The following is a 19,396-nucleotide window of genomic DNA, read 5'->3' as shown; positions in this document are numbered from 1 at the left end:
CGCGCTTGCTCCTACTGCTCCGATTGATCGCCCGAGTCGTCGTCTCCCGTGGTCTGGAGGCCTGGTAGGACATGGGTGCCTTCACGCTGAACGGCTACGAGCTTGTGCGGGTCGAGACCGAGCGCCTTCAGGATGGTCGGCGCCACCTGCATGTTGGTCACCGGCGAATCGACGACGTTCTTCTGCAACTTCGGATTGGAAACCACCAGCAGTGTGTTCGTATCGTCCGTATACATTCCGCCGTGCTCTGCCAGCTTCGCCGCACTCTTGCTGTAGATCGTCCCAGGTATCGGCTGAATGATGAGGTCAGGCACACGGCCCTGGGCAGGGTCGCCCCAGATCGCCTTCAGCGCTGTGTCGTGGTAGAGCGTCTGGATGCGAGTGGAATTGCCGCTCGCCTCGTCAGCGTCGAGGAGTGATACCGCCTTTGCGGTATCGCCGTGGTTCTTGAGCCAGATGAGCGACACGTCGTCGGCCGTCTCCTGGGCGACCGGCACGCCGCCATTGCCGAGCACGGTGGCGACATCGCTCACGTCGGCGGTGGCATAGGCGTTCTTCGAACCGCTCAGCATGTGAAGCTTCTTGAGGTCGATCGGCGACTGGCCGTGTTTGCCGCCGACGATGAACAGCGTCGAATGCAGAAGATGGCCCGCTTTGAGCGCATCGTACATCTGGCCCAGCGAGGCATCGACGAAGTCGAGCGACTGTTCGAGCGGCACGGTCGGCGTGCCGGCTGCGTCGAGATAGCCGCCACGCGTCGTGGTCGTGCCTTCCATCGCGGACGTGACCTTCTGCCCGACGCTCACCGCCTGAAAGTTCATGCCGAAGATCGCCGGTACGCCCACCTGCTTCGCCCCGGTCTGATCGAGCCCATGAATCCAGTTCAAGACGACCTTGACTTTGAAGCCGTCATAAGCCCGGGTATATATCGGGTCGGCGGTCCAGTCGACGGTCGCGGGCGCGCTCGGGAAGCCATTGGCTTGCAGCGAGGTCGAGTTGATCTCGGGCGCGTAGAGTTCGTCGAGCCCCAGCCCCGAAGGCCCATTCACGATCTCGTAGGCCGGGTGCTTGTCCGACCATGCGGTGCGCATGCCGGCCTGATGAATGACCTCGAAGATCGTGTTCGTCCCGTTCTTCATGTACAGATGCGGCCAGACCTGCACGCAGGCGCCGCCGGCCGTCTTGCGCAGTGGAAGCTTTGCGGGATTGATGTGCGGATTGCGCTTGTCGTACGTGGCCCCCGCAGGCGGCGAACCGCCGTCGAGCTGGGAGAGATCCCAGTCGAGCGCTTCGAAATTGGTGACCTCCGTGCCAGGCGTGCCCGTGCAATTGCTGCCCGGCGGATACAGCGTCGCATCGTAGGTGTCGTCATAGAAGACACCATGGCTCAGCGGGCTGCCGCCGGTTGCGAATGCGAGGAGGCCGGGATACGAGTCGGAAGGCCGGGATGTCGAAGCGTGGGTGTACTCGACACCGTGTTTGACGAGCTTCGCGAAGGTGGATTGCGGGTGCGTCTTGATGTAGTTTTCCAGGTCGGCCTCGTGCATCCCGTCCACACTGATCAGCAAAACGTGCGTGTATTGCTGGTTGTGATCGCCATCCTGATCCTGCGCTGCCGCGGCCATGCTCGCAAATGCCAGCACGCTCGCAGTGAAGACTGCCCTGACTCCGAACCGCTTTCCGATCTCGTTCATTCTTCACCTCTTGATATGAATTATGAATTGGGCGCGAATGCGCCCTAGAGGAGATAAGTCGCGGAATGAGTAAATGCCGTGAAAGAATACTTTCGGATGTCTTCCACTGGAGCGCGGGAGGCTTGATGGGCGTGCGTTTGATTCAATGTAACAGGTTGTATCAGGACGGTGCGGCGATTCCACGACGTTGTGAATGCACCGATCCTGCCGGTCGATTCCTCTATTTCCGGTGTAAATCTGGAATCCTGATAACGTTTATCATTTGATATGGCTAATTGTCTAACCAGTCGAATCCGCTCCGTTCACATCGCTGTCATTGTTCTTTTCATGTTCGAGCATATCGAGCGCAAGCACACGTCCGACATCACGCACGAACGCTTCCATGACCGCGAAAGATTCCGGGCTGCCCGGCACACAGTCTTCAGGATTGCGCTTTCCCTGTGCCCGTCTGATCGCGCGGATGCTGCCTTCCAGCGCCCGTGCTTCTGCCCGGATCGGATCCTCTTGAGGTGGTTTGGGTTGTTCGTGCGCCATGCTGGGATTTTCGGCGGCCGGCACACAAACTTTAGCGTCTGGGCGTGACCGCCCTCCTTCCGACCCAAAATCCGCCCCAAATCGGCCCTGGCGAAATAGCGATTGGCCGCCCTCAAGTTGCCCGGATCTTTGTCGATATGTCAATTGCAGAGATTGTGGGCGCAGGGTGACGAGCATGCAGCGTGAGGACAGCAAGATGGGAGATAGCGCAGGAAATCCGGCCGCAAAGCCGGCGCTCATCGGCCTATGGCGTGTGTTGCACGTATGGAGCGCACAAAAAACCCGGCTGGTCGCGCCGCTGGCCCTCATTGCGATCCTGTCGGCCATCGCGCTCAATACCGCCATTGCCCTGCGGCAGTCTCATGAGCAGCGCTATGCGCTTTCGCAGCAGCGTGCGGTCGAATCGGCCAAGCGGGATCTCGACGAACTGCAGAATGCACTTCTCGACGAGCATGAGCAGCTCTACACGGTAATCGGCACGCGGCCGTTCTATCGGCGCGCCGCCTACATCTATCCGCTTCCGGCACTGATCGACAACGCCAACGCGGCGCAGCGGACCTGCGAAGGCCGCGAGCGCTGCATCGCCCTGCTCGACGAGTTGAAGGACATGATTCGCCATCTGGGCGCCCTGAGCAACCGGCTCGCGATGCTTTCCATGCTCAAGCCGGGCAGCGTGACGATGGATACGCCGTCGCTGGGCGAACTCGACGCGCGCTTTTTCCAGACGATGCAAAAGATCGGCGAGATCCGCATGGACGAAGACGCGCATCTCGACCAGTCGGTCACGAGGGCGTCGCGAGATTCGCAAATGGCTTCGGCGCTCCTGCTCGGGTCGGGACTGGCCGCGGCGTGCCTGCTGCTGGCATTCCTTCGCCGCAACGCGCGCATCACGAAATCGTTGCGCAAGGCGCTCCAGGCGGCGGACGTCAACCGCAAGAAGTACAAGCGCCTCTTTCAGCTCAATCCGCTGCCGATCTGGATCGTCGACGACGCGTCCATGCGGCTCGTCGCCGTCAACGACATGGCGGCGAAAGCCCTGGGCTACCGCGCGAGCGAGATGCTCGAGCTGAGGCTTGGCGATCTGCGCATGAACAAGACCGCGCTGCATGGGGCCCCGTTCGCGCACGCGCGCGGGCACGACGACGGCACAGCCATCTGGGAACACCGAACGAAGAGCGGCGAGTTGCGCTCGATGAACGTATTCCAGCTGCAAACGGATTTCGACGGCCGAAGCGCGACCCTTTGCGTGATGGAAGACGTCACGACGCAGCTCGCAGCACAGGCTGAACTGAGACATCGGGCCGAATACGACGCGCTCACCGGCCTCACGAACCGCAAGTATTTCGACGAGCGCGTGAACCGGGAACTGCAGCAGGCTAGCCGTGCGGGCAAGACGCTCGCGATGATCTTCCTCGATCTCGACAATTTCAAGGAGGTCAACGACTCGCTCGGCCACCGCATCGGCGACGCGCTGCTCGCCCAGATCGCGCGGCGCATCGAGCGCGTCGTCGGCGAGCGTGGCACGGTGGCGCGCTATGGCGGCGACGAATTCATGGTCATCGCCGACGGCGCCGCTCCGTTGCTCGAACCGCTGCTCGACTCACTGCTCGCCGCGATGACGGAACCGATACAGGTAGCGGGCCACGAACTCTTCATCGAGGCCAGCATCGGCATCAGCCTCTACCCCGCCGACGGCGACGATGCCGACGCGCTGGTGCGCAATGCCGACGCCGCGATGTATCTGGCCAAGCAGAACGGCCGCAATCAGTACCAGTTCTATCGCCCGGAATTGAGCGAAGCCGCGACCTCGCGCTTGCGCATTTCGACGCGCCTGCGCCAGGCGTTCCGCAACGGCGCATTGACCGTGCTGTATCAGCCGCAATTCGATATGGCAACGGGCACGATGATCGGCGCCGAGGCGCTGCTGCGATGGACCGACGCGGAGCTCGGCAGCGTGTCGCCGGCCGTGTTCATCCCGGTCGCCGAGGAAACCGGCCTGATTCGCGGCATAGGCGAATGGGTGCTGCGCGAGGCATGCCGGGAAGCAGCGCGCTGGAATCGGGACCCGGCGCAGCCGATACGCGTCTCCGTCAACGTCTCGCCCTTGCAGTTCGAGCATGGCGACCTGATGGGCCAGGTGCGGGAGGCACTGCGCGATTCGGGTCTGCCGCCGGCGCTGCTGGAACTCGAGGTGACCGAGGGCGCGCTCATGCGCACGCCCGATCTCGCCGCGCGCACGCTGGCCGGTCTGCGGGAGATGGGCGTGCGCGTCGCCATCGACGATTTCGGCACGGGTTATTCGAGCCTCGGGTATCTCAAGCGCTTTCGCGTCGATCGCCTCAAGATCGACCGCGAATTCGTGCGCGAGATTGGCCAGGACACGGAAACGGAAGCGATCACGCTCGCCGTCATCGCCGTGGCGAAGGCGCTCAATTTCGAACTGATCGCGGAGGGCGTCGAAACCAGCGGTCACCGCGATTTCCTGCTGCAAAACGGCTGCACGCATGCCCAGGGTTTCCTGTACAGCCACGCCGTGAGCGCCGGCGCGATCGCCGACATCGCGGCGAATGCGGCGGCACGTCCGGCGCCGCTGCCCGCGTGAACCGTGCTACGGCGCGCTCGGGCGGCGCGACGAAAGCCGCGTCACAAAAAATTCACTCAACGCGGCATGAAATGTCCATGGCCGCTGCAAAACCCGGATGTTGAACGCTCTGGCTCATCCGTCTTCTCCCTCGCAACGGGCAGTGTCACGCAACGCCCGTTACTTCACGCGTGTGGCGCGCAATCATGAGTTCTTCGTTGGTCGGTATCACCCAGACCGAGACCTTGCTCGACGCCGTGCTGATACAGGGGCCGCCCGCTTCGTTCGCCCTGCTGTCGATTTCCACTCCGCACCAGCGAGCCTGTTCGCAGGCCCGCCGCCGGATCTCCGGCGAGTGCTCGCCGATGCCCGCGGTGAAGACCAGCGCGTCGAGCCCCTGCAGCGCGGCGGCGAGCGATCCCAGTTCGCGTCCGATGCGATACGCGTACAACTCGACGGCGAAGGCGGCGCGCGCGTCGTGGCTCGCCAGCAGCGTACGCATGTCGCCCGAAATACCCGATACCCCAAGCAGACCCGAACGGCGGTACAGCAGGTCCTCGACGCCGCGCGTATCCATTTTCAGTTCGTCTAGCAGGTAAAGAATCGCGCCGGGATCGAGATTGCCGCTGCGCGTGCCCATGGGCAGCCCATCGAGCGCGGTGAAGCCCATCGTGCTCGCCACACTCCTGCCCGCGTCCATCGCACACATGCTCGCGCCATTGCCGAGATGCGCGACGACGGTGCGGCCTTTCGCTGCGTCAGGAGCGACATGGGGCAGCGTGCTGGCGATGTACTCATAGGACAGCCCGTGGAAGCCGTAGCGCCGCACGCCTTGCTCCGTCAACGCTGCCGGCAGCGCAAACGTCGAGGCAAGCGCAGGCTGTGTCGCATGAAACGCCGTGTCGAAACAGGCGACTTGCGGCAGCTCAGGATCGCGTCCGGCGATGACACGAATCGGCTTCAGGTTATGTGGCTGATGGAGCGGCGCGAGGGGCGCGAGCTTGTCGAGTGCGTCCAGCACAGCGGGTGTGACGGCCACGGGCTTCGAAAACTCGCGGCCGCCATGCACCACGCGATGCCCGACGGCGACCACGCGGTTGCCGTCGCGATGGCTGCGCAGGAACTGGGCGATGTGAGCAACGGCCTCATCATGCCCGAGGGGTTGATTGCCCCAATCGTGACTCCCTGTCAGCACGCTTTTCCCATCGAACGCGACGAAACGCGGCGCCGACAGCAGGCCTTCGATCTGGCCGTGCATGACAAGCGGCAGATCGTCCGGCTGCGCATTGAACGCGCTGAACTTGATGCTCGACGAACCGGCATTGAGAACGAGGATGACGTCGGCCATCGTTCTACCCTATCGCCCGCGCGCCGGCGAGCAACGACGGACCGCGGACAAGCCGCTCATACTCTTCGTATTCGCGATTCACGACGCCTCCTTGAGATCGGGCGCCACGCGAGTGGGCGGCGCCTCGGGAACCTCATGCATGGCTCCGACTGTGCTTACCGCCGGTGTGCGTTCCAGCGGCAGCGACGAACGGATCTTGTCGAGCATGCTGAGCTGGGCAGCGGTCGGCCCGGCTTCCTGCACGCGCTTGTCGTCCAGCAGCTTCTCGGCCAGTTCAAGCAGCTTCTCCCGGTCTTGCGGGTCGGCCAGCAGATGCGGCAGCGTGGCGAGCGCCTGTTCCGGCTCGTAACGCACGATGATTTCCTGCTCGCCGCGCACGCGCCGCCATTGGTCGCCCGGCAGCTGAGGCAAATAAGCGGCGTAATCCTTCGCGAGTTCGTGGCGCAGCGCGAGCCGCGCGAGCGGGAGCGGCTCGCCCCGGCGCGCGAGCAGGCAGGCGGCGCGAGCCAGCGCCTCCGTGTAGCCGCCTTCGGTCATCGACGCCAACGCGTCCCTCACGTACGGCAGATCGCGGGGGTCTCCGGCAGCCGCGGCGGGCCTGGCTTGCGCCTCTTCACCGCGTTCGACGGTGTACAGGTTCCCGTAGAAGGAAAAGAACGCGCTCTCCGTCATGGCGTCGCGCATCGCGCGATAGAAGTCGAGCGATGCACTGAACATCTCCGAACCGTAGTGCTCGAACTCCCTCAACCGCGTCTCTTCGTGGACTTCGGCATGCCGCTTTGCCCTGACTGCCTCGGCAGCAGGCCCAAGCCAGGCGAGCCACGGATTCAGATCCGAAAGCGCCCAGCGCTGCGCGCGAAGCGGATGAAACTGCCGCTGCAGATTCGCTGTCGTTTCGTTCGACCACATCCGTACCCACGGTTGCAGGAACAGCTCGTACGCACGCTGGTTCAACTCCGATACGCGCTTGACGGCCTCGAACGGCTGTTCGTCGCTACGCTCGAAGCGGTTCAGGCGCGCGGCAATCTCTTCGAGCCGATACTCGCGGAATGACACGTCGTATGCCGTTTCTCCGTCTTCGCCCCGACGCTCGGCAATCTCCATGCCGTAAAGACCAGGCGGGAACGCTTCGATCGCTTCGAGCACGGAGGCGATCTGCCGATGCTCCTTCTTCGCGACCTTGCCCGAAACGAAAATGCCGAGGTGGCCGATGCTCTGGTGCACGAGTCCTACGATCACCTGACCGCGCGCCTTGATTTCTTCCGTGCTGCCGTAAATGTCGGCGACCCAGTTGAATGCCTGTTGAGGCGGCGTGATGTTGTCGCCCAGCGAAGCGAACAGAATGATCGGCGACTTGATTTCCCGCAGATCGAACGCCGTCCCGTTGAGACCTCGAACTTCGCCCGACCAGAGCGTGTTACCGACGAACAGGTTGCGCGTGATCCACTCGATCTCCTCGCGGTTCATCAGGTAATAGCCGCCCCACCAGCGCTCGAAGTCGAGGAAGCGCGGCGGCTCGGTATCGGCGTTGTCGAACAGGTGGTAGTACTTGTCCCATAGGCTGTTGGCGGGATTGAGATTCTCGAAATTCTGCACGAGATGGGCGCCGTCGAACTTGCCGTTGCCGAGATCGGCCGTCAGCGACGCGAGCCAGGTACCGCCCAGCATGCCGCCGCAATAGCGCATGGGGTTGTCGCCCTCGCCTTCGCTCCACGCGCCGCTCCAGTAGGACATCGGCGCGCCGTTGATGACGAGCGGCCCCGTATGGTCCGGGTCGGAACTCGCGAGCATCATGGCGGCCCAGCCGCCCTGGCAGTTGCCGACGATCGCCGGCTTCGGGCTGTCCGGGTGCAGTTCGCACACCTTCTTGACGAATTGCGCTTCCGCCGCACAGACATCGAGCAGGGTCTGGCCAGGCTCCGGATCGCGAAAGAAGATGACGAAATACACGGAGTGGCCCGCCTTGAGCGCAACACCGGCCTGTGAATCGTCCTTGAAGCCGCCGATGCCCGGACCGTGGCCCGCACGCGGGTCGATGATCACATAAGGACGCTTGCTAACGTCGATGACCACACCGTCGGGCGGCAGCAGGCGCACCAGCGCGTAGTTGACCGGCCGCGCCAGCTTCCGGCCGTCGATCACGAGTTCGTGGCCGAAATGGAGGACTGGCCGAAGACCGTTGCGGGCCTGCTCGACGAAGCCATTGCCGCGCTGGCGCAAGGTGTCCCAGAAGAGCACGGACCGCTCGGCGACATCCACCGCGTAGCGGTAGCCGGCCCAGGGGTCCAGCGCGGTTGCCCATGCTGGGCTCGCCGAAGCGGGTTTATCGCTTTCGACCAGCCGCCCAGTCGCATCCGCTAAACGCTGACTGAATTGGGTTTGCGCTAGTTCCGATCGCCTGGCGAGGAGCCGGGCAACTTTGCCGCCGATCTCCTGGCAACGCGCATATTGATTGGCTAGGTCGGTCATGGCATCACCTTCTGGTCCGCGAAGGGGTGGCAAAAGCCACCTCCGCCGCCTCGATTGAATGAAAGGAATGCTTACGAATATGCTGGGCAGTCGCGCGCGTAGCCGTAAAGGCCGGCATGGCTGCTATCTCTCCAGACACTGGCAGACGCACGTGACAGGTTCGTTACGGCGCCGCGCCGGGCCGGCGACGATTCCGTCTGCACGAACTGAATCGTGCAGCCGCTCGCGTGCTTTCTCTATAGGACCATCGGCCCATACCCCGCCGTAACGATTGCCCTTGCAGCAGTAGGACCAAAGTCCGATTGACGCTTGATCAACAACATGGGATTCGTCAAATTTCCGCTTCAGCATGTTGAATGCAGTAGCCCACGGGGAAGTAACGGTGAGACATTCGACGTAGATGTGCGTCGGTCGTGTTTCTGCCCCTGGAGGCCACAGCATCATGCGCGATCAGCCCGCGTCGCACCGCAAATCCGGCTTTCGTCTTCCCGTTCTCGAATGGGTACGCGACTACCGGACATCGTGGATCAAACCCGACATCGTTGCGGGCGTCACGGCGGCGGCTGTCGTGTTGCCGAAAGCGATGGCTTACGCGAGCGTTGCCGGACTGCCCGTCGAGACCGGGCTCTACACGGCGTTCGTGCCGATGGTGATCTACGCGCTCTTCGGTACGTCAAGGCCACTGAGCGTCAGCACCAGCGCGACGCTGGCCATTCTTAGCGCGGCCGCGCTCGGTCAGGTTGCGCCCGATGGCAACACCGCCCAACTGGTCATCGCGACCGCCACACTCACGCTGCTCGTCGGCCTCTTCCTCGTTCTCGCGGCCTTGCTCAGGCTGGGGTTTGTCGCGAACTTCATTTCCGAGCCCGTGTTGACGGGCTTCAAGGCCGGCATCGCCATCGTCATCGTGCTCGATCAACTGCCGAAACTGATTGGCATTCACGTCGTGAAAGGATCGTTCTTTCATAACGTATATGCGCTCGCTGCCGGGCTTCCCCATGCGTCGATGGCGACAGTTGCCATGGGCGCACTGACGATCGCCGTGCTGGTCGCGCTCGAACACTGGTATCCGAAGTCCCCCGCCCCGCTCATTGCCGTGGCGCTCGGCATAGCGTGTGTCGCTTTCGCCGGCGTGCAGCGGTACGGCGTGGAGATCGTCGGCGAGATCCCGACCGGATTGCCTTCGTTCGTGATGCCCGATCTTTCCCTGATCGACGCGCTCTGGCCGGCGGCGGTGGGCATTGCCCTGATGAGTTTTACCGAAACGATTGCTTCAGGGCGCGCATTCGCGCTCAGCGGGGAACCCGTTCCGCTGCCGAACCGCGAACTGCTGGCGACGGGCCTGGGCAATGCGTTGGGCGCGCTGTTCGGCTCGATGCCCGCGGGCGGCGGGACGACCCAGACGGCCGTCAACCGGCTGGCCGGTGCGCACTCGCAACTGGCCGAACTCGCCACCGCGGCCGTGACGCTCGGCACCATGGTGCTGCTCGCGCCCGTCATCGGACTCATGCCGCATGCCACGCTCGCTGCCGTGGTGATCGTCTATTCGATCGGCCTGCTCAATCCGGAGGACTTCCGCGCGATCCTCGCCATCCGGCGCACCGAGTTTGTCTGGGCGGTCGTGGCGCTGGTGGGCGTCGTGCTGCTCGGCACGCTGCAAGGCATCCTGATCGCCATCGTCGTATCGCTGGTGGCACTCGCCCATCAGGTGTCCGATCCCCCTGTGTACGTGCTGCGGCGCAAACGCGGCACGAACGTATTCCGTCCGGTATCGGACGAGCATCCGGACGACGAGGACTTTCCCGGACTGCTGCTCCTGCGGCCCGAGGGACGAATTTTCTTTCTCAACGCCTCCAACATCGTGCACAAGATCATGCCGCTCCTCGCCCAGACGCGCCCCAGGGTCATGGCGCTCGATATGCGGGCCGTATTCGATGTGGAGTACACAGCATTGAAGATGCTGACCGAGGCCGAGAAGAAGTGTCGCGAGAGTGGAATCGAAGTCTGGGTCGTGGGCCTCAATCCCGATGTCTTTGCCGTGCTCGAGAAGGCGCCGCTCGGCAGCGTGCTTGGACACGAGCGCATGTTTCTCAATCTCGAACAGGCGCTAGCCGCGTGGTGGGAGGCGCAGCATGCCATTGCGCGCGATGACGTATCGTCTGCCAGTAGGCACCCTGGACAGAGAACGCCCTGAGCGCTTATCTACTTTTTGCAAGAGGCCATATGAATACCACTACCCCGACACAGCAAAACGCGGCCGAAAAGCGCGAGCCCGTACTCAACACCGTCGAGCGCGTGACCGAACTGTGCTTTGGCCTGTTCATGGCGTTGACTTTCGTCGGCGCCGTCAAGGCGGTCACAGCGGGCGAGGACGCCGGCCGCAAACTGTTCCTGGCCGCCCTCGGATGCAATCTCGCCTGGGGCCTCGCAGACGCCGTGATGTATCTCGTCCGCACGCTCGCGGATCGCGGACAGCGCCTGACACTCGCCCTGACCGTGAAACGCGAACCAGACCGCGCCGCGGCCGTGCGGGCGTTGCGCGACGCATTGCCGACGGCGCTGGAACCGCTCGTCGACGACGAAGAACTCGAGCTGATTCGCGCGCGCCTCGCCGCGGCGCCTACGCTGCCACCTCGCGCGCATTTCAAGCGCGATGACTTTCTTGGGGCAGTGAGCGTTTTTCTGCTCGTGGTCGTATCGACGTTCCCGGTTGCCCTGCCCTTTATCCTCGTGAGGGATCACGTAGCGGCGCTCGTCATCTCACGCATACTCACGCTCGCGATGCTCTTCGCCGCCGGATTCGCGCTCGGACGCTACACCGGCGCGGGCGCGATGAAAGCGGGCTTCGCGATGATGCTGCTTGGGATCGTGCTGACGATGGCGATCATTGCGCTCGGCGGCTAGCCGTCAGGCGACACGGCTTCGTTATCCGCGGTCATCGGCAGCCCGCACTGCGGCTGGCGATGACCGTCACCGCTGCCTGGAAGTGGATTTCGGCCACGAACATCGGCACGGATGTCTGCGTCGTGCCCGGTTGTTCGGAAGCCGGCGTGCCATACACGTTGTGCCAGTATTCGTAGCCAGGACCCAGGTACGCCGTACGCGGATGGCCGGCGAACGATCCCCGTCCGGATGGATCTCGTAGACGATCGACCCATCAGGACGAACGACCACCCCCGCTGTGCGGCTAGCCCACTGTCCCTCGTCATGCGTGGGCGCTAGCCCTGCGAACCTTGGCCGGCCGGTCGCGCAGCAGCAACGGCATCAAGCGCCGGTTGGCTGTCTGCGCCGCCCATTCGCAATAGGCGGCGCTGCCGAGCACCCAGCCCTCGAGCGTCGCCCGCATCAGGTTATTGACCTCGGCTTCGTCGAGAGGCTGTGCGCCCAGGTCGCGGTAAGACTCGTGCCGTTCGAACGGCGTATCGCCGAGCGCGCGATAGAGCGGATGATCCTTGACGAACCTGTCGACACGCAGCCCGACGTGGTGCGTGTAGCTCGACCACGGATAGTTGCCCGGCTCTGCCACGAGGCGGTTGCGCGCCGGCGCATGATCGATGACCTGGCTCGCGAGCAGGAAATAGCGGTCGGGTTCGATCACGGTTGCCCGGTACTCGCCACGCCACATCGCACCGCGGCGTCCATGGCGGCGGTTGAATGTCTCGACATAGCGACGGCAAACCGCCTGCATCGCCATGGCTACGCTCGACTCGTATGAAGGCGTGACGAGGAACTGCACCGCGTCGGGCATCAGCACCCACGCGTGGACTGCCAGATCGGCGACGCGCGCGGCGTCCGCGAGGCAGGCGAGGAAGTAAAGGTAGTCTCCTTCGTCGAGGAATGCGGGCCCTTTGAGCCCCTGCAAGATAACGTGCTGCGGTTGTTCTGGGACGTAGTGCCGTGCAAGCCGTGTCATGCTGAATTAACCGGAAATCCGATGTGGGGGAGCGATCCGACAGGCATCGATCGCCTGACGCTGCGTGAGTGGATCTACGATCAAATTCTATGGGCCGTGCGCGCACGTCTGCGACGCGAACAGGCCTTTTTTATGGCCTCAATTCGCTGATTTGACGAGCGCAACGCGCGCATTTTTACGCCGCCGCTGAATAGCCGTCGAAGCGCGATCCGGCACCACTAAAGCGTAGCGATGAGGGTACGATGGTAAAAGTGACTGAAGTCGCAAAATTTATCCGCAGGACTCCGAATTATAGTGATGGGTCGAAGCCGAAGCCTTCGACGCGCCGAAACCCCGCCTAACCCGACCGGTTCAGTCGGCGCGCGACGACGCCGCCATGAACGCTTCGGCCTGCAGCGCGACGCGCCACGGCGTCCACGTCATCCCAAATGCCTGTTCCGCGCGGCGCGCGTCGAGCCGGATGTCCTGTTGCCACAGCCGCGCGAGCGAAGGCGGCAGCGGCGGCGGCACCTTCACGCCACCCAGTTTGCGCCCCGCGATCCCGGCAATCTTCAGCGCAGGCGCCCACAGCTTCGTTTCGAGTGCAAGACGCCGCGCACCGATCCGCTCCACGGGCGTCGCCCCCAAAATTCGCGCGTAGGCGACGAAGTATTCATTCCAGCGCGGCGCCTCGGCCATCGCCAGGTTGTAGGCCTGAGCGCCCGAAGCCGGCGTGCGCAGCGCAGCCAGCGCCGCCTGCACGACGTCGTCGATGTGGACGAGATTACTGCAACCGTCGCCGGCGGCGCCGAGGTCACCCAGGCGCCGCGCGCACAGCAGCTGCGCAATGCGCGCCGACCACTGCGGACTGCCGCCTCCGTAGATGCAACCCGGGCGCAGTATCGTGAGCGCGGGCAGCGCAGCGAGCAGTCGTTCCGACTCGACCTTCGCATGGCCATAGGGGCTCACGGCGTCGAGCGCCGCCGCTTCGTCGATACGGCCTTCGGCGGCGCCGTACACCGCCATCGAACTGAAGTGGACCACGGGCAGCGGCGCACCGCGTGCCGCCAGCGCGCGCGCATTCGCGACGATCGTCGCCGGCGCACCCGCCACGCAGTTGACCACGCCGTGCACGTCGGCCAGCGCGGCGGCGAGCGACGCGGGGTTCGCGGCATCGACACGGCGCAAGCCGCTTCCTTCCCTGCGCGAGGCGGCCACCGGCTCGGCCCATTCGGTACGGCTCAACGCTTTCACCAGATGGCGGCCGACGAAGCCGGTCGCGCCAAGAACGAGAATACGGGCTTTCATTACGCGGGTTCGGAAGGGTTTGCGATTGGAACGGGCAGCGCGGCAAGATCGGCGGCGCCCTTGAGGTGTTCGGCGAGCCGCAGTGCGAGCGCGACGATGGTCAAGGTCGGATTCGCCTGGCCCGAAGTCGGGAAGACCGCGGCGCCCGTCACATAGACGTTGTCCGCTTCGTGCAGCCGGCAGTCGGCATCGACCACGCTCGTGCGCGCATCGCGCCCCATGCGCGCCGTGCCGATGTGATGGCCGCCATAGGCTCCGTAGCGCGTCATTTCGGCCTCGACCTGCGCGGGGTCGTAGGTGAAACGGCCCACGCCCGCGCGCTCGACCTCGTGCGCAAGCGCGGCGAGCGCGCGGCTCACGGTCGCGACGTCCTGCTGCGTGTAGCGCCAGTCCACATGGATGCGGCGCAAGCCGAGTGCATCGGTTTCATCGCCGAGCGTGACGCGGCTCGCCGGATTGGGCTCCTGCTCCGCATGGAAGTCGAGCGAGAAACGCAGATTCGCAGGCCGCACGATCACCGAGGGGAACTTGCGCGCGGCCAGCGTGCGCCGCCGCAGCCAGTGCCACAGGAAACGCGCCGTGTTCGGCGCGTCCGCAACGACGTTTTTCGCGTGCGCGAGCGTGGAGCCCGCATAGCCTTCGGGTGTGCCGTCGTAGAGGCGCTTCGCGTATTCGTAGGGCACGATGCCGCGCGCGAGATACAGCGCGGAGAGGATGCCATTGCCGTGCCCGGCGTCCGGAATGCGCGGATGATGCAGGCGCGCAATGAAGTTGCCCGCGCGCAGCGCGTCTTGCTGTTCCGGGCGCAGCGCGAGGCGGCGACGGCAATAGATGCCCTCTTCCGTCACCTCGTAGCCGTGCCACACGGACTGCGCCGCCGCGAGATCGAGCGTGCCGATCGTGCCCGCGAGATGGCTCATGTAATAGCGGCCCACCGCGTCGTGGGCGTTGCCGAGCCCCCCGCCGCTCGGCCCGGGGCTGTTGAGCAACAGGCGTGGCACTTCGAGACCGCCGGCCGCGAGCACGTAGGCGCGTGCGGCCACCGCGAACGTCGCGCCGCCCGTCGCGTCTTTCGTATTGAGCACGCGTACCTGAGCTGCGCCGACAAGCCGCGTCGAACCCGCCAGCATCGGCAGGCGGCACAGGTTCGCATGCTGGAGCACACGCACGCCGCCTTTCGCCAGGCGCGCCCGGTAACGCTGACCGAAATCGGTCGGGCAGCTGAAGCGCTCGAGCGTGTGCGTCGAAAACACGTCGCTGGCAAAGCCGCCGATCATCGGGCGCGGGGGCGCCGCGAACGCGCCTTCGGCCGTATAGGCGAATTCGCCCGCTTCGCACAGTGCGTTGGCTTGCGGGTAGTGGCGCAGCACATCGGCGAACGCGATCGGCCAGCCGCTGTGCGCGACGTAATCGCGCGCCTCGAAGTCGTGCGCGTCGAGCGGCATGCAGCGGCCGCCCCACAGCGTGGTCGAGCCGCCGAAGCGCCGCACGCGGTAGTTGTCCGGCGGCGGATGAAGCGCCGCATTCGCCACCGTGCCCGCGTACAGCTGCTGGGTGGCAGGCTCGGGCGCCTCGCCGCCGCTTTCCAGCACGATTACGTCGAGCCCGCTCTTCTCCAGCGCGAGCGCGAGCGCAATGCCGGCGGCGCCGGCGCCCACGATGCACAGGTCCGCGTGCAGCGTCGTGCCGGCGGGAATCTCACGGGCGTCGGTGATCATCGTCTGTTATGTATGGGAAAGGGAAGACGGGCCGCGGCGATCGTAGCCGATCGCTCGCGTGCAACCAACGGCGCCACCAGAGAAATTTCAGACGCATCCCGATTTTTGTCTCTAAAAAAACACTGTTGTATTACCCGCAGCACCGACACAGCAGTAAGATTCCGTCTGAAGTCCAAAACGCCTTGGCAAAAGCCAGGAGACCAGAAAAAAACATAACGTACGTCGCATGACGGGGTGGCACGACGCCGGTTCAACGGGCGCCGTGCGTGGCTCACGTCGTGTACGCACGTCGGGGTCACAAAAACAAGATGAGTACGCCTTACATAACAGCGGCGCCGCAGGCGGCCGCACGGGGTGTCTTCAAGCCGAGCATTCCCTTGTTCGGTCTCAACATCGCCGCCGTGTCGTTCGACACCGCGCTCGACGTGCTTTGCACCGCCGCCTTGCAGCGCGACGGCCGGGCGCGTGTCGCGGTCACGCCGAACGTCGACCACGTGGTGCGTCTCGACACGCAGCCCGATCTTCATCGTCTCTACCGCACCGCCGACTTCCTGTTCGCGGACGGCATGCCCGTGGTCTGGGCGAGCCGCCTGTTCGGCGCGCCGCTGCCGGAACGCGTGACCGGCGCGGACCTGTTGCCCGCCCTGTGCGAGCGCGCCCACGCAGCCGGCTGGAAAGTGGTGGTAGTCGGCGGCCGCCCGGGTCACGAAGCCACGCTCCTGAATGGCTTCGCGCAGCACTATCCGGGCCTCGACGTCGAGGTGATCGCACCTTCCATGACGTTCGATCCGACCGGCCCCGAGGGTGATGCGGTGGCCGGGCGCGTGCGCGCGGCCGCGCCCGATATCGTGTTCGTGTGCCTCGGCATGCCCAAGCAGGAACGCTGGGCCCTGCATCACGCGAGCAAGCTGCCGGGCGGCCTCATGCTGTGCGCCGGGGCGGCCGTCGAGTTTGCCGTCGGCCTGCAGCAACGCGCCCCCGTGTGGATGCAGCGCTGCGGTCTCGAATGGTGCTGGCGCATCAAACAGGACCCCGCGCGCCTGTGGCGCCGCTACCTCGTGGACGACCGCCGCTTCTTCGCCATCCTGTGGCGTCACTGGCGCATGGCGCGCACGCAGCAGCGCGCGGCGTGAGGCCGCCGATGCGGACGCGGCCGGCTCATGTCCGGCCACGTCTCGCGCGGCGCACGCTTCAAACCGCATTGCGGCCCGAGACGATCGACGGGATCGTCTTCAGCAGGATCTGCAGGTCGAGCCACAGCGACCAGTGCGTGATGTAGTAACGGTCGTACTCCACGCGGCGCTGCATCTTGTCGGGCGTATCGGTCAAGCCGCGCAACCCGTTGATCTGCGCCCAGCCGGTAATGCCCGGCTTCACGCTATGGCGCAGCATGTAGCCGGGAATCAGCTGCCGGTACTCTTCGTTGTGCTCGGCCGCGTGCGGACGCGGACCCACGAGACTCATCGAACCGCCCAGCACGTTGAAGAGCTGCGGCAACTCGTCGAGCGAAGTCCGGCGCAGATAGCGCCCCACGGCCGTGATCCGGTCGTCGCCGCTGCGGGCCTGGCGCACGCCCTGCTCTTGTGCATCGCCCTCGTTCTCCGCCGCGACGCGCATCGAGCGGAATTTGTGCACGACGATCGCCCGGCCGTGCTCGCCGTTGCGGCGCTGCCTGAACATCACCGGGCCCGGCGAATCGAGCCGGATCACCAGCGCGATCGCGAGCATGACGGGCCACAGCAGCGCGAGCAGCAACGCCGCGCCGGCAATGTCCACCGCGCGCTTGAGCATGCGCGAGAGCCCCAGAATCGGCACGTCGTGCAGTGCCAGCAGCGGCACGCCGGCCAGGTCCGCTCCGGTCGTCGCGACGTCCTCCAGGTAATGCAGCTCGGGCACGAGATAGATCGCAGCCGTCGAATCGTAGAGGCGCGTCACGATGTCGGCCGTGATGTCCTTCACTTGCGTTGCGTCGGCTCGCGCCATCGCGGCCTGCCCCATCGCGAGGAACACGATCTCATAGTCGTTCGCGTGGATGCGCGTGGCGGCGTCTTCATAGCGGCCGAGATACGGCGGCAGCGTTTCCCCGTCACGCGGCGTGGCAGGCGCATCGTTGTAATAGCCCACCACGTGAATACCGAGAATCGGCGAACGCTGCAGGCGCAGGTTCAGCTTGCGCGCCTCGCGGCCCATCCCGAAGAACACCGCTCGGCGCAGGTTGCCGGGCGCGTTGTTGACGCTGTGGGCCACGCCGCGCAATACAGCCAGGCCGACGAGTTGCAGCGGCAGCGCAATGGCGGCCCACTGGACGACCAGCGTACGCAGGGCCGTCGTGCCGCTATCGCCATGCGTCGCGAACAGCAGCACCATGAGCGCGACCGGCAGCCGGCACCAGCGCCATGCGCCGCGGCCCAGCATCCACCAGAGATGACGCGCGCTGGCTACCAGGTGAAAGCGCGCAAACACGACGAACGCGGCCACGGCGAACGCCCCGGTCAACGCCCGCGTGTACGGCGTATCGCCGGTCTGTCCGCGCAGCAACAACAGCGCCACGAGCGCGCCCGTATTGAGCGCCGCGCTGATGACACCGACCAGCGCCATAAAGAGGCGGTGATGGTGGGTCGACTGGGTGGACATGACGGGTTCGGCCAGTATGTGCGACTGTTTTATACGCCTGATTGGCATGACGGCGGGATTAGACCGCGAGGGGAATGACCGTCTGCGCAAGGCGCAACAGCAGCAAGCGGCGGACGACGATTCGCTAGAAAGGCGAAACGCGAGTCTCAAACGCTTGCGATTAAACACACGAACCGAACGTACGCGCTTTTTTAAACATGGAGCGCTATTCGTAGTGCAAGACGGCCGCTCCCCGTCGGCCTGACGGCGCAGACTCCTGTTCCGGCAGCGCGAGTGGTCTAGATTCGCGCCAATAGCCCGGAATGGAGAACGGCCATCCCAATTCGCGCGTATCTTACCAGCGCATTATGAATTTGCGTGATCCGGAAAGATAGCGCCGTGAAAACGCGCGGTATCGTGGGGAATTTGCCGATGCGGCTGATTTAACGCCGCCGTAATTAGTAGGGTAGGTTCGGGGCTTCAATAAAAATGAATAGCGATTTCTTGCGCGCGAATGGGGCGAATTACGTTCGCGCAAACGTTTGTTCAAGCGAATCGAAATGCGCGGGAGCGCCCGGCGTTATCGCCGGGGCTGCTGCGCCGCGTTCGAGCAGCCAGTGGCTCGCTCAGTGGCCCGCATAAATCGACCGCTCGCCGACGCTGGCCACGACCGGCGCACCCGCGTCCGAGCTGCCCGTCATCGCCACGCCGCCGACCGCCGTGCTGCCCGGCGCGGCCTGCTGGTTCTTTTGCGCCTGCTCCTGGGCCACGATCGCCTCCGCGTGCTGGATGTCATCCGGGTAGTTGACGTCCTTGGCCACCGGACGATACCCCGCCTGCTCCAACCGCACGAGATCGGCGATCACCTGGGCGCGCGTGACCGGCGCGTTGGCCGGGTCGGCGGGGGTGGCGGTCTGTGCGAAAGCGGCAGCGGGAGCGGCCAGGGCGCAGGCAACGAGCAATGTGGAAACGAGTGCTTTCATGGTGTTCACCTCTCAATGAATGGCCGCTGCATCGGGAAGGGATGCCGCCTCAGCCACCCTCGGCAATGTCGCGAAGGTTGAACGCATTCTGGTCGCGCGGCGCTGACCCAAAGCTGACCTGCTGATTACGAGTTCGTTATCTGGGCGCAGCGCGCCCCCGGCGGCTAGCGTCCTTGCGCGGCAAAGATGACAAATCCGTAATGTCGAGGTCAGGACCGGGTAAGCGCGCCCTCCCGATACTTTCGCCACTCCCGCC

At 64.7% G+C, this 19,396-nt stretch carries 13 protein-coding genes; 4 read left to right on the top strand and 9 right to left on the bottom strand.

Annotated elements, in window-relative coordinates:
- Positions 1–11 precede the first annotated feature (11 nt).
- Both BFD71_RS10930 and BFD71_RS39030 read right to left on the bottom strand, forming a co-directional pair.
- Entirely contained in the window at positions 12–1,694 is a 1,683-nt protein-coding gene (locus tag BFD71_RS10930; protein ID WP_069263409.1) for an alkaline phosphatase family protein, read from the bottom strand.
- A gap of 279 nt (positions 1,695–1,973) precedes the next feature.
- The gene (locus tag BFD71_RS39030; protein WP_176732859.1) at positions 1,974–2,228 is read right to left on the bottom strand and encodes a hypothetical protein; all 255 of its coding nucleotides are present in this window, start codon (positions 2,226–2,228) and stop codon (positions 1,974–1,976) included.
- A 175-nt stretch (positions 2,229–2,403) separates the two neighbouring features.
- Here BFD71_RS39030 and BFD71_RS10920 point away from each other — a divergent pair, with 175 nt between their 5' ends.
- Positions 2,404–4,830: a putative bifunctional diguanylate cyclase/phosphodiesterase gene (locus BFD71_RS10920; protein ID WP_069263402.1), complete on the top strand. Its 2,427-nt coding sequence runs from the start codon at positions 2,404–2,406 to the stop codon at positions 4,828–4,830.
- A gap of 145 nt (positions 4,831–4,975) precedes the next feature.
- On the opposite strand, the gene BFD71_RS10915 is transcribed toward BFD71_RS10920, so the two are convergent.
- Positions 4,976–6,157, bottom strand: coding sequence for an acetate/propionate family kinase (locus BFD71_RS10915; protein ID WP_069263399.1), 1,182 nt, complete (start codon positions 6,155–6,157; stop codon positions 4,976–4,978).
- Positions 6,158–6,235: 78 nt separating this feature from the next.
- Positions 6,236–8,626, bottom strand: coding sequence for a DUF3141 domain-containing protein (locus BFD71_RS10910; RefSeq protein WP_069263396.1), 2,391 nt, complete (start codon positions 8,624–8,626; stop codon positions 6,236–6,238).
- 442 nt (positions 8,627–9,068) lie between these two features.
- Between BFD71_RS10910 and BFD71_RS10905 the strand changes: the two genes are divergently transcribed.
- Both BFD71_RS10905 and BFD71_RS10900 read left to right on the top strand, forming a co-directional pair.
- On the top strand, positions 9,069–10,820 hold the full coding sequence (locus BFD71_RS10905) for a SulP family inorganic anion transporter (RefSeq protein WP_069263393.1): 1,752 nt from the start codon (positions 9,069–9,071) through the stop codon (positions 10,818–10,820).
- 29 nt (positions 10,821–10,849) lie between these two features.
- Entirely contained in the window at positions 10,850–11,530 is a 681-nt protein-coding gene (locus BFD71_RS10900) for a VIT1/CCC1 transporter family protein (RefSeq protein ID WP_069263387.1), read from the top strand.
- Between the two features lie 301 nt (positions 11,531–11,831).
- Here the strand turns inward: BFD71_RS10900 and BFD71_RS10895 are convergent, their stop codons facing one another.
- The 3 genes from BFD71_RS10895 to BFD71_RS10885 form a co-directional block, all read right to left on the bottom strand.
- Complete coding sequence (locus BFD71_RS10895) at positions 11,832–12,539, bottom strand: transposase (RefSeq protein WP_069263384.1); 708 nt, start codon at positions 12,537–12,539, stop codon at positions 11,832–11,834.
- A 351-nt stretch (positions 12,540–12,890) separates the two neighbouring features.
- The gene (locus BFD71_RS10890) at positions 12,891–13,826 is read right to left on the bottom strand and encodes an NAD-dependent epimerase/dehydratase family protein (RefSeq protein ID WP_069263381.1); all 936 of its coding nucleotides are present in this window, start codon (positions 13,824–13,826) and stop codon (positions 12,891–12,893) included.
- Positions 13,826–15,544 carry an FAD-dependent oxidoreductase gene (locus BFD71_RS10885; RefSeq protein ID WP_069263378.1) on the bottom strand — a complete coding sequence of 573 codons (1,719 nt, stop codon included), beginning with the start codon at positions 15,542–15,544 and terminating at the stop codon, positions 13,826–13,828. The genes BFD71_RS10890 and BFD71_RS10885 overlap by 1 nt, the downstream gene beginning before the upstream one ends.
- Positions 15,545–15,852: 308 nt before the next feature.
- Between BFD71_RS10885 and BFD71_RS10880 the strand changes: the two genes are divergently transcribed.
- On the top strand, positions 15,853–16,677 hold the full coding sequence (locus BFD71_RS10880; protein ID WP_069263374.1) for a WecB/TagA/CpsF family glycosyltransferase: 825 nt from the start codon (positions 15,853–15,855) through the stop codon (positions 16,675–16,677).
- A 58-nt stretch (positions 16,678–16,735) separates the two neighbouring features.
- Here the strand turns inward: BFD71_RS10880 and BFD71_RS10875 are convergent, their stop codons facing one another.
- A complete protein-coding gene (locus BFD71_RS10875; RefSeq protein ID WP_069263372.1) occupies positions 16,736–18,178 on the bottom strand; it encodes an undecaprenyl-phosphate glucose phosphotransferase in 1,443 nt (480 codons plus the stop codon).
- 605 nt (positions 18,179–18,783) lie between these two features.
- Positions 18,784–19,140: a DUF4148 domain-containing protein gene (locus tag BFD71_RS10870; RefSeq protein ID WP_069263369.1), complete on the bottom strand. Its 357-nt coding sequence runs from the start codon at positions 19,138–19,140 to the stop codon at positions 18,784–18,786.
- Positions 19,141–19,396 lie beyond the last annotated feature (256 nt).

It is taken from the genome of Paraburkholderia nodosa (assembly GCF_001718195.1).
GTDB lineage: Bacteria > Pseudomonadota > Gammaproteobacteria > Burkholderiales > Burkholderiaceae > Paraburkholderia > Paraburkholderia nodosa_A.
The sequence above is the reverse complement of the archived record's forward strand: the minus strand, read 5'-3'. Positions and strand labels throughout refer to the sequence as shown.